The sequence below is a fragment of the Streptomyces verrucosisporus genome (assembly GCF_017114865.1).
GTDB lineage: Bacteria > Actinomycetota > Actinomycetes > Streptomycetales > Streptomycetaceae > Streptomyces > Streptomyces fenghuangensis.
In genome coordinates this window covers 22,100-32,350 of record NZ_JADEYH010000014.1, presented here as the reverse complement: position 1 = coordinate 32,350, position 10,251 = coordinate 22,100, and the positions used below count along the sequence as shown (strand labels likewise).

Sequence of the window (10,251 nt, the reverse complement as noted above, 5' to 3'; positions counted from 1 at the left end):
CCGACGTGCCCGGTCTGCGCCGACGACGCGCCGCGCACGCGCGGGCGCAGCTTCCCTCCGGGGAGGATTCCGGGGAGGTCAGCCAACGCCCGGTCTCCGTGCCGGGCGCTCGCGCTCGCCGTCCTGTTCGCGCGCGGCCCCCATGGAGCGCGCGTGCGCCAGGTGGCGGCGCATGTGCTCCCCGGCCGCCGCGGCGTCGCCGGCCAGCACGAGGTCCAGCAGCGCGGTGTGCTCCCGCGCGGAGGCCACCAGCGTTCCCGCTTCCGCGTTCCCGGCGAGCGCGTGGAGCCGGGAGCGCTTGCGCAGGTCGTCCACCGTCTCGACGAGGCGTGCGTTGCCGGCCAGGGCAAGCAGGCCGAGGTGGAAGCGGCGGTCGGCCTCCAGGCAGCCGGCGAGGTCACCGGCACGCGCGGCGACCACGGTCTCCTCGGCCGTGGGGCGCAAGGCCTCCAGCCGCTCCCGCGCGGCCGTTCCGGCCAGGCGGGCGACGGTCGGGACCTCGATCAGGGCGCGGACCTCGGTGAGTTCGTCCAGGTCTCGCCCGGACAACTCGGTGACGCGGAAGCCCTTGTTGCGCACCGGCTCGACCAGCCCCTCTCGCGCCAGGTCCAGCATGGCCTCACGGACGGGGGTGGCGGAGACGCCATACTCGGCGGCGAGGGCGGGGGCGGAGTAGGTCGCCCCGGGCCGCAGTTCGCCCGCGACCAGCGCGGTGCGCAGGGCGCCGGCGACCTGGTCGCGCAGGCGCTCCTGCACCGAGACGAGTCTTCGGGGTTTCGGCTCGCTCATGGTTCCCCCCTCGGCGGATTCGTGGTCTCACCATAAAATGTCACGTTGCGCGACGCTCACACCGTGCCGGTGGTCCCGCGGTGGTCCGGCCGCGCCGAGGCGGAACCGGGCACCGCTCATGTGTTCAGGACGAAGCGTCCGGTGGCCTTGACCAGGCCGTTGACCTGGATGTCGACGGCGTGCTCACCCGGGTAGTACCCGCGGGTCCGGATCTCCCTGACGGAGTGGGCCTTGCGCAGGCTCCGCCGTTCGCCGGGCGCGAGGCCGAGGACCGTGAGCTTGAAGACCTTGGGGATGCCGCGGCCGTTCCCGCGCACGTGGTGGACGACGTAGTCGACGGTGACGTAGTGGGCCCGGTCGTCCGTGTTCACGATGTCGAGGTCGGTCAGGAGGGCGCCCCCGACGGCCACCGTCCCGGGGGTGACGCTCAGCCGGGGCACCCGGACCTGTTCTCCGCCGGTCGCGCCGAGGGCGGCCAGGGCCCGCTGGTCGCCCTTCTTCACCAGGGTGCGCAGCCCGTGCCGGACGATCCACTCGGTCTCGGGGACGGGGCTCTCCTCCAGCCGGCGCGGCGCGGCGCGGTGGCGAGGGCGGCCCCGGGGTTGTCCCTGGAGATGTCGTCGAGGTTGTTCGCGACGGACCTGCGGACGTGTCCGGACGGGTCTCTGCGCAGTGGTTCGAGGACCTCCGGGACGGGCCGCGGGTCCTTGACGAAGACGTCGAGGGTCCGGGCCCAGGGCAGACGGGGCCGGACTCCCCCGCTCGCCAGGCGCCGCACGTTGTGGCTCGGGCTGCGGGCCCACCGGACGATCCGCTCCATGACCTGTCCGCGGTGCCGCTCGATGTAGGGCCGGATCGCGTACTCGCCGGTGTGCCGCCTGGTGATCTCCTCGATGGCGCCGAGGGAGAGTTCGGGGTGCTCCGGGCCGTACTCCTCCACGAACCTGGCCACCGGCATCAGGAACCAGCTGGTGTTGAACACCCCCTCGCCCTCGGCCAGTTCGTCGCCGAGGGGCGCCAGGAGGACCGACACGGCGCCGGGGTAGTCCCCGGGCAGCCGGGTGCGCAGGCCCTCGGCCAGGACCAGGACACGCTCCTTGAGCTCCTTGCCCGGGACGCGCCGCTCGGTCTCGGCCGCGTACCCCTCGATGTCGAACCCGGGGTACACCGCGCGGATCCTGCCGCCGATGAGGTGTGCGGCCTCGCCGTTGAAGTACCGCTTCAGTCCGTACCCGCCGGCCATGGTGTCCGGGTCCATCCTGTCGTCATGGGTGCCGGCCGGGGCGCCTGCCCGGCTCCGGGAACCCTGTCACCAAAAGGGGCGCGCGGGTGCGGCCGCGATCCGCCGGCCCGTGCCGCGGTGGAGCCCTGCCCGGTCCGGATACTCACCGGTCTCGTCGTGACACGCCGTCGGCGCCGCACGCGGTTGCGCCCGACCACCACGCCCGCGCCGCAGCCGAAGGCCGCGGCGCGGGCAGAGCCGGTGCGCGGGGTCCGGTCGGCCGCGCACGCGCCGGGGACCGCGGTGGATGCGACGGGCCCGGCGGCCGTCTGCTATGCCTGCTCCCATGCCTTCCACCACCGCCGCCCCCGACGGCGCGCCCCTTCACGGACAAGCGCTCTTCCCGGAGCAGTTGGCCCGCACCCGCCGCTTCTCGCTCGGTGCCCCCCAGCATCCGGCGGTGTCCCCGGACGGTGCGCGGGTGCTGTTCGTCCGCACCGGGGGCGGGGACGACCCCGTCGGACGGCTGTGGCTGTGGGAGGACGGCGGGGAACGGCTGCTGGCCGCCCCGCACGGCGCGGACGGCGGCACGGGCCCGGTCCCGTCCGAGGAGAGGGCGCGACGCGAGCGGGCCCGCGAGCGGTCCACGGGCATAGTGGCGTACGCGGCCGACCGGCAGTTGCGGCGTGCGGTGTACGCGCTCGGCGGCGCGCTGTGGGCGGTGGACACCGGCGGCGGCACTCCGTTCCCGGTGCCGGCGGCCGGGCCCGTGGTGGATCCGCGGCCTTCCCCGGACGGGGAGCTGGTCGCCTACGTCACCGGCGGCGCGCTGCACGTCACCGGCTTCGGCGGCCTCGGCGGCGACCGGTGTCTGGCCGCCCCCGAGGGGCCCTCAGTGACGTACGGGCTGACCGACCATGTGTCGGCCGAGTCGACGGGGCGGCTGCGCGGCCACTGGTGGGCGCCCGACGGCCGGGCCCTGCTGGCGGCCCGGGTGGACACCTCCCCGGTGCGGCGGCGGTGGGTCTGCGACCCGGCGCGTCCCGAGCTCCCGCCGCGCCCCGTGGCCTACCCGGCCGCGGGCACGCCCAACGCCGACGTCTCCCTGCATCTGCTCTCCCTCGACGGCGGCCGCACCGAGGTCGTCTGGGACCGCGCGGCCTTCGAGTACGTGGTGGCCGCCGACTGGGACGCCCACGGCCCGCTGGTCACCGTGCAGAGCCGCGACCAGCGCGTGCTGCGGGTCCTGGCCGTCGATCCCGCCACGGGTGCCACCCGCGTTCTGCACGAGCAGCGCGACCGGCACTGGGTGGAGCTGGTGCCGGGCGCGCCGTGCCGCACCGCCCCGGGGCTGCTGGTGAAGGCCGAGGAGTCGGCCGGAACCCGGCGGCTGCGCGTCGGCTACACCCTCACCCCGGAGGGCCTGCAGGTCACCGGGGTGCTGGGCACGGACGGTGAGGAGGTGCTGTTCACCGGGTGCGAGGACCCGCTCGAGGAGCACGTGTGGACCATGGGGCCGAAGACGGGCTGCCGCCGTGTCAGCGACGGGCCCGGGGTGCACTCGGCCACCGCGGCGGGCGGCACCGTGGTGCTCGACAGCCTGGCCCCGGACGGGCACGCGGTCACCGTCCTGCGCGGCGGGAGGGCGGTGGGGCGGATCGCCTCCCTGACCGAGGAGCCCGTCGTGACGCCCCGGCCCCTCTTCCCCGTGTACGGCGCCCGGCGGCTGCGCAGCGCGCTTTTCCCGCCCTCGGGGTACGACCCGGGGGCTCCGGACGCCCGCCCCCTGCCCGTCCTGCTCAGCCCCTACGGCGGACCGGGGATGCGGCTGGTGGTACGGGCCCGGACGTGGTGGGCGTGTGTGGCCCAGTGGTTCGCCGAACAGGGCTTCGCCGTGCTGGTCACCGACGGGCGCGGCACCCCGGGGCGGGGGCCGGCGTGGGAGAAGGAGATCCGCGGCGACCAGCTCGCCCCCGTGCTGGAGGACCAGATCGACGCCCTGCGCGCGGCGGTGGCCGAACGTCCGTACCTGGACGCGGGCCGGGTGGCGATCCGCGGCTGGTCCTTCGGGGGCACCCTCGCCGCCGCGGCCGTGCTGCGCCACCCGGAGGTCTTCCGCGCCGCGGTCGCCGGAGCGGCCCCCACCGACCAGCGGATGTACGACACCCACTGGAAGGAGCGCTACCTGGGCCATCCGGAGCGGGAGCCGGAGAACTACGAGCGCTCCTCACTGCTGCGCGACGCCCACCGGCTGCGCCGTCCGCTGCTGCTGGTGCACGGCACCTGCGACGACAACGTGGCCTTCGCGCACACGTTGCGGCTGTCGGCGGCGCTGCTGGCCGCCGGGCGCGAGCACACGGTGCTGCCGCTGTCCGGTGCGGGGCACACCGGCGGCGACGGGAAGGCCGCCGGACGGCTGCTCGGTTTCGAGCTCGGTTTCCTGCGCGACGCCCTCGGGCTCGGGACCGGGGGCGGGGCCGGGGCCGGGTGACGGCCGGGGGTGGGGGCGGGGCCGGGCGGCCTCCGCGTCAGCCGCCGACACCGTCCGCGGCCGTGCGCAGCGCCTCCACCGCCGCCCGGATGGACGGCCTGCGGTCGGCGTCCTCCCTCCAGACCGCGTAGACGTGCCGCTTCATCGGGTGCCGCACGGGGGCGACGGCCACTCCCTCCGGCAGCGGTCCGCGGCCGAGACGGGGTGCGACGGCCACCCCCAGCCCGGCGCCGACCAGGGCGAGCTGGGTGTGGTGCTCCCCGGCCGTGTGGCACAGTCTGGGCTCGATGCCCTGGCCGCGCAGGGTGAACAGCAGCCAGTCGTGGCAGAACTCGCCCCCGGGCCAGGAGATCCACTCGTCGTCCGCGAAGTCCGCCAGCTCCACCCGCCGGGCCCCGGCACGGGGATGGCCGGCGGGCATCGCCACATCGGCCGGGTCGTCCAGGAGCGGTTCCTTGGCCAGCCCTCCGGGCAGGGACAGCGGGCGGTTGTACCAGTCCAGGACGACCGCGAGGTCGATCTCCCCGCGCACCAGCGCCCGTACCGACTCCTCGGGCTCCATCTCCCGCATCCGGGTACGCAGTTGGGGGTGGTCGGCGCGCAGTGCGGCCAGGGCGGCGGGGAACAGCCCCCGGGCGGCGGTGGGGAAGGCGCCGAGCAGCAGTTCGCCGACGGCCCGGCCGCGGTGCGCCTCCAGTTCGGCCTCGGCGAGTTCGAGCTGGGACAGCACACGCCGGGCATGCTCGGCGAGCAGGCGGCCGGCATCGGTGAGCCGGACGCCGCGGCCGTTTCTGGCGAGCAGCTGCTGACCGGTCTCGCGTTCCAGTTTGGCCATCTGCTGGGAGACGGCCGAGGTGGTGACGTGCAGTCCCTCGGCCGCGCCGCTCACCGAGCCGTGGCGGGCGACGGCGTGGAGGATGCGGAGCCGGTCCAGGTTCAACATGTAAGCGATACTAAGCGGTCTCCTCCGGGATTTCTCACTTGTCCTTAATCATTGAAGGCGCGATCGTTGACGCATGTCCGTCTCCGCCCGCGCCCGCGCCGGCACCGTGCCGGTCCCCGACTCCCCTGGCCCCGCCGCTCCGGCTGCCCCGGCTTCCGCGTCCGTCCGCCGCCCGTCCGCGGTCGACTGGCGCGTGCGCTTCGCCTCCCTCAGCCTGATCTGGGGTTTCAGCTTCCTGCTGATCAAGATCGGCACCCATGGCTTCGCCCCGCTCCAGGTCACCCTGGGGCGCCTGGTGTTCGGCACGGCCGTTCTGGGCGCGGTGCTGCTGGTACGGCGCGAGCGGCTGCCGCGGGGCATGCGCACCTGGGGGCATCTGGCGGTCGCGGCGTTCCTGCTGAACGCACTGCCGTTCACCCTCTTCTCCTACGCCGAGCTGACCATCTCCTCCACCCTGGCGGGCATCTGCAATGCCACCACCCCGCTGTGGGGCATGCTGCTCTCCCTGGTCGCCCTCTCCGACGACCGGCCCACCCGGCGCCGGGTGGCCGGGCTCGGCGTCGGCTTCGCGGGCGTCCTGACCGTGCTCGGCGCCTGGCAGGGGTTCGACGGACAGGATCCCGCCGGCACGGCCATGGCGTTGGCCGCCGCGCTCAGCTACGCGGTCGGCTGGGTGTACGTGCGGCGCACACTGGCGGGCACGGACGGTTCCAACGTGGCGATGGCCGGCTCCCAGCTTCTGCTCGGCACTCTCCAACTGGCTTTGATCACACCCCTGTTCACATCCTTCCCGGACTCGTTCCCCACCGGGCCGCTGCTGGCGGTCGCGGCGCTGGGCGCACTGGGCACCGGGGTCGCCTTCCTGCTGCAGTACGGGCTGGTGGCGGAGGTGGGGCCGACCACGGCCACCCTGGTGACGTACTTCATCCCCGTGATCGCCACGGCGGCCGGAGTGGCGCTGCTGGACGAGCATCTGGCCTGGAGCACCCCCGTCGGTGCGCTGGTCGTGCTCGCAGGCGCGGCCCTCACACAGAGCCGGACGCGGGGTCGGACACGGAGCCGGGCGCAGGGCCGGACACGGGGCCGGACAGGGAGCGCACGGCCGTGACAGGCGGTGCGGTTCAGCCGTACCGCCGCGCCTCGCCGGGCCGGACCGCCGCCGCCACCGCGTCGGCGACCGGCTCGGCCTCGCCCTCGGAAAGGGCCGAGACGGTCAGCCGGATACCGGGCGGTGAGGCGATCCGGAAACGGGCCCCGGGGGCGACGGCCCAGCCGGCCCGCAGCAGCCGGGCGACCGCGCCGGTCTCGTCGGGCACCGGCACCCACACGTTCATCCCGCTGCGTCCGTGCGCCTCGATCCCGCGCGCGGCGAGCGCGTCGAGCAGGGCGGCGCGGCGGCGGCCGTAGGAGCCGGCCACCTCGGCGGGGTCGACCGCGCGGCTCTCCCACAGCGCGGTGACGGTGCGCTGGAGCAGATGGCTGACCCAGCCGGGCCCCAGCCGCTGCCGTCCGCGCACCCGGTCGACGGTGACGGCGTCACCGGTCAGCACCGCCAGCCGCAGGTCGGGGCCGTAGGCCTTGGCGGTGGAGCGCACCAGCGCCCAGTGCTCGGTCGGGCCGTCCTCGCCCGCCAGCGGATGCAGGGGCAGGTCGACGATGCCGTGCCCGTGGTCGTCCTCGATCAGCAGTACGCGCGGGTGTGCGGCCAGGACGCGGCGCAGTTCGCGGGCGCGCGGTGCACGGACGGCGGCGCCGGTCGGGTTCTGGGCCCGGTCGGTGACGATCAGGGCCCGCGCGCCCTGCCGCAGCGCCCGTTCGACCGCCTCGGGCAGCGGGCCGTCGTCGTCCAGGGCGACCGGGAGCGTCCGCAGGCCCAGCGCGGGGACGAGGTCCAGCAGGCTTCCCCACCCCGGGTCCTCCACGGCGACCGCGTCGCCGGGTTTCAGATGGGCCGCCAGCACCCGCTCGATGGCGTCCAGCGATCCGGAGGCGGCGGCGACGGGGCCGGGCGGCACAGCGTCCGCGTCGAAGGCCTCGCGCGCCAGCCGGGCCAGGTCGCCGGTGAGTCCGGGGGCGCCGTAGAGCGTCGGGTGCCGCTCGTGGCGCCGCGCGGCGGCGGCGAGGGCCGCGTTCAACGGGGGCAGCAGCGCCGGGTCCGGGTTGCCCTCGGAGATGTCGCACACACCCTCGGGCGCCTCGACGCCGATGGCCTCGCGTGCGGTGGTGGCCGGGCGCGGGCGCACCCGGCTGCCGCGCCGTCCGGCCGTCTCGATCACCCCGCGCTCGCGCAGGGCGCGGTAGGCGGCGGCGACCGTGTTGGGGTTCACCCCCAGTTCCGCCGCCAGCTCGCGCATGGGAGGCAGCGGTTCACCCGGCTCCAACTCCCCCGTGCCGACCCCGCGTTCCACGCTGGCGGCGATTTCGGCAGCGCGCCGCCCCTCGATCCGATATCCTCCTAGCACAAAAGCCATTATGCACTAGTGCAATAAAGGGAGCAAGTCGGCGGGCCGCCGCCGCGGACGAGAGGGAGTCGAACACCATGTCCACCACCGCCCCCGGGGACGCGTACGCCCAGACCGAGCGCACCGTCCCCACCCGCGGCCGCAAGCGCGCGGCGTACGACCGCGAACTGGTGCACGCGATCCTCGACGACGGATACCTGTGCCACCTCGGTTTCGTCCGCGACGGCGCACCGGTCGTCCTGCCGACCCTCTACGCCCGGGCCGGCGAGCGTCTGTACGTCCACGGCTCCACCGGTTCCCGGCCGCTGCGGGCGGCGGGCTCCTCCGACGAGGGGCTGCCCGTCTGCCTGACGGTGACGCATCTGGACGGCCTGGTGCTGGCCCGCTCCGCCTTCCACCACTCGGTCAACTACCGCTCCGTGGTGGTGCACGGCACCGCGCACCAGGTGGACGACCTCGCGGAGCGGGCCGCCGCCCTCGACGCCATCGTCGACCAGGCTGTTCCCGGACGCTCGGCCGACTCGCGTCCGGCCGACGCAAGGGAGCTGGCCGCCACCGCCGTCATCGCCCTGGATCTGGAGGAGGTCTCGGCGAAGGTCCGCACCGGCGGCCCGAACGACGAGCCGGAGGACCTCTCCCTGCCCCACTGGAGCGGTGTGGTGCCGGTACGGAGGACCTACGGCACTCCCGTACCGGCCGAGGACATGGCCGCGGGCGCCGCCGTGCCCGGCTATCTCGACCCCGAAGTCCTGGCCCGGACGACGGGGAACAGGTAGCCCGCCGGCAGCTTGTCGTTCCGGGCCGCCTTCGACGTGCCGCCCTCGCGGAGCAGGTGCACGACGGGAGCGAGCTTCGGGCGGGACGCCTCCGCGCCGGCGGCGCGGACGTGGACATGGACGTTGTCACGGTCGACACCGTGGCGGAAGCAGTGCGCCGACCCGACGATCGGGGTTCCGGTCGGCCGTCGATGTGCGGCAGTAGCCGATGAGTATCGTCGGAAACCACCCGGAGAACCGTTCCCCGAAGTTGATTCTCGATGCGAGTCGCCGACACTACCCCGTCCGCGGGTCTGTGATCACTGCTTCGGGTGTCGGCAAACGGTCATTCACCGACACCCGAGGCAGCCCGGTTCGGAAGGTGGCGACGCACTTTGCCACTCGGGTCACCAGCCAGCTGGGCTGCTCTACGGTCCACTTCCCGCGGGTCCAGAACACCCAGAGTACGCCACGCTTCGGCGCGTATTCGCGCCTTGCGGTGTGTGATGAACTCCAGTACCCGCGGCACGTCGCACGCACCTCCCAGATCGGCGAGCCCTCCCAGCGCGCCGATGATGACCGCGTCCGACGGATCACCGGACACCAAGGCATCGCGATACACCTTTGGCGTGAGATCCGTATAGCCGCGGGCGTACAGGGTGGCGCGAGCGTGGTAGCGGACTCGGGCATCACAATCGAGCATCGCGCTGCGCAGCTCCATTTCGCCGTGTTGCTGACGGGCCCGTGCGCGCGGTACCCGCAAACGTATGCGGGGACTACTGCTGTTCTCCAGGCACGGCAAGAGCGCGTTCTGTTCGGTCGGTGTCAGCCGTGACGACGTGGCCACACGGGCGGCCCACCGCCACAGAGACGGGTCCCGGGTCGCGAAAGCGGTCTCGACGGCCGCAACCGGATCGATCCGGGCGAGCCACCGCAGACAGCAGGCGCGCATCGGAGGGTCTGTCGACCGGGCGCCCTGCCACAACGCTTCTACTCCGCCACGGTATAGAAGGTCCTCCACCATGGCCAGTAGAGGACCTGCCCTACCGCGTCTGCTCAAGCCGTCAAGAAGGGGCAGCGCCTGAACGAGGAAATCCACGTGTTCCGGGGTCAACCGTGCGGCCAGCGCTTCCTGTGCGAGGCCTCGCACTTCCCCGACCGGATCATTGAGCCGCAGCAGCAGGAAGGGAACCGGGAAGGAGTCCGGAGCGTCGGCAAGCTTGGCGACACCCTCTTCCCTGATATATCCAGACCGGTCGAACGACATCAAAGCGGCCACAGCCATGGCGTACCGATCAGGCACGGCATCACTCAAAGCGCTCAGCCCGAGGGAACTGAGACTGTAACGCCGGTTGCGGTAGTCCGATTCCAGACGCATCAACTCAGCCGGCGTCGCCCTGCGCAGCAAGGTGTCCAAGCGGCGCGCCGCCGGGGCAGGCTCCTCGTCCCACGACAGCATGACCTGGACAACAGAACCCAAAAGCACCGATCGGATAAATCGAACCTCGGAATCGGACATTCCCCGGCACCTCGCCTCTGCCTATGACTGTTCTCGGCCTGCCCCCGGGCTTCCTGCGGGGTGCCGGATG

General features: G+C 73.8%; 9 protein-coding genes. 3 read left to right on the top strand and 6 right to left on the bottom strand.

Annotation, left to right across the window (positions count from 1 at the left end):
- Positions 1 to 78: 78 nt before the first annotated feature.
- The 3 genes from IQ279_RS16465 to IQ279_RS28055 all read right to left on the bottom strand — a co-directional run bounded on the left by IQ279_RS16465 (position 79) and on the right by IQ279_RS28055 (position 2,047).
- Positions 79 to 789 carry a GntR family transcriptional regulator gene (locus IQ279_RS16465; RefSeq protein ID WP_206349293.1) on the bottom strand — a complete coding sequence of 237 codons (711 nt, stop codon included), beginning with the start codon at positions 787 to 789 and terminating at the stop codon, positions 79 to 81.
- A gap of 116 nt (positions 790 to 905) precedes the next feature.
- A complete protein-coding gene (locus IQ279_RS28060) occupies positions 906 to 1,292 on the bottom strand; it encodes a YhaZ family DNA alkylation repair protein (RefSeq protein ID WP_241028237.1) in 387 nt (128 codons plus the stop codon).
- Positions 1,289 to 2,047 (bottom strand): hypothetical protein, encoded by a 759-nt coding sequence (locus tag IQ279_RS28055; protein WP_241028236.1) that lies wholly within the window; start codon positions 2,045 to 2,047, stop codon positions 1,289 to 1,291. The genes IQ279_RS28060 and IQ279_RS28055 overlap by 4 nt, the downstream gene beginning before the upstream one ends.
- A gap of 310 nt (positions 2,048 to 2,357) precedes the next feature.
- Here IQ279_RS28055 and IQ279_RS16455 point away from each other — a divergent pair, with 310 nt between their 5' ends.
- On the top strand, positions 2,358 to 4,502 hold the full coding sequence (locus tag IQ279_RS16455; protein WP_206349292.1) for a S9 family peptidase: 2,145 nt from the start codon (positions 2,358 to 2,360) through the stop codon (positions 4,500 to 4,502).
- A 37-nt stretch (positions 4,503 to 4,539) separates the two neighbouring features.
- On the opposite strand, the gene IQ279_RS16450 is transcribed toward IQ279_RS16455, so the two are convergent.
- A complete protein-coding gene (locus IQ279_RS16450; protein ID WP_206349291.1) occupies positions 4,540 to 5,445 on the bottom strand; it encodes a LysR family transcriptional regulator in 906 nt (301 codons plus the stop codon).
- Positions 5,446 to 5,518: 73 nt separating this feature from the next.
- On the opposite strand from IQ279_RS16450, the gene IQ279_RS16445 reads away from it, so the two are divergent.
- Complete coding sequence (locus IQ279_RS16445) at positions 5,519 to 6,553, top strand: DMT family transporter (protein ID WP_206349290.1); 1,035 nt, start codon at positions 5,519 to 5,521, stop codon at positions 6,551 to 6,553.
- Between the two features lie 13 nt (positions 6,554 to 6,566).
- Here the strand turns inward: IQ279_RS16445 and IQ279_RS16440 are convergent, their stop codons facing one another.
- Positions 6,567 to 7,916, bottom strand: coding sequence for an aminotransferase class I/II-fold pyridoxal phosphate-dependent enzyme (locus tag IQ279_RS16440; protein WP_206349289.1), 1,350 nt, complete (start codon positions 7,914 to 7,916; stop codon positions 6,567 to 6,569).
- Positions 7,917 to 7,984: 68 nt separating this feature from the next.
- Between IQ279_RS16440 and IQ279_RS16435 the strand changes: the two genes are divergently transcribed.
- A complete protein-coding gene (locus IQ279_RS16435; protein WP_206349288.1) occupies positions 7,985 to 8,683 on the top strand; it encodes a pyridoxamine 5'-phosphate oxidase family protein in 699 nt (232 codons plus the stop codon).
- Between the two features lie 325 nt (positions 8,684 to 9,008).
- Here the strand turns inward: IQ279_RS16435 and IQ279_RS28050 are convergent, their stop codons facing one another.
- On the bottom strand, positions 9,009 to 10,181 hold the full coding sequence (locus IQ279_RS28050) for a hypothetical protein (RefSeq protein ID WP_241028235.1): 1,173 nt from the start codon (positions 10,179 to 10,181) through the stop codon (positions 9,009 to 9,011).
- Between the last annotated feature and the right edge of the window lie 70 nt (positions 10,182 to 10,251).

What these genes read in the sequence shown, in the direction of transcription:
- IQ279_RS16465 (WP_206349293.1), bottom strand. Translation starts at nt 789, where the DNA reads ATGAGCGAGCCGAAACCCCGAAGACTCGTCTCGGTGCAGGAGCGCCTG.
- IQ279_RS28055 (WP_241028236.1), bottom strand. Translation starts at nt 2,047, where the DNA reads ATGGACCCGGACACCATGGCCGGCGGGTACGGACTGAAGCGGTACTTC.
- IQ279_RS16455 (WP_206349292.1), top strand. Translation starts at nt 2,358, where the DNA reads ATGCCTTCCACCACCGCCGCCCCCGACGGCGCGCCCCTTCACGGACAA.
- IQ279_RS16450 (WP_206349291.1), bottom strand. Translation starts at nt 5,445, where the DNA reads ATGTTGAACCTGGACCGGCTCCGCATCCTCCACGCCGTCGCCCGCCAC.
- IQ279_RS16445 (WP_206349290.1), top strand. Translation starts at nt 5,519, where the DNA reads ATGTCCGTCTCCGCCCGCGCCCGCGCCGGCACCGTGCCGGTCCCCGAC.
- IQ279_RS16440 (WP_206349289.1), bottom strand. Translation starts at nt 7,916, where the DNA reads ATGGCTTTTGTGCTAGGAGGATATCGGATCGAGGGGCGGCGCGCTGCC.
- IQ279_RS16435 (WP_206349288.1), top strand. Translation starts at nt 7,985, where the DNA reads ATGTCCACCACCGCCCCCGGGGACGCGTACGCCCAGACCGAGCGCACC.
- IQ279_RS28050 (WP_241028235.1), bottom strand. Translation starts at nt 10,181, where the DNA reads ATGTCCGATTCCGAGGTTCGATTTATCCGATCGGTGCTTTTGGGTTCT.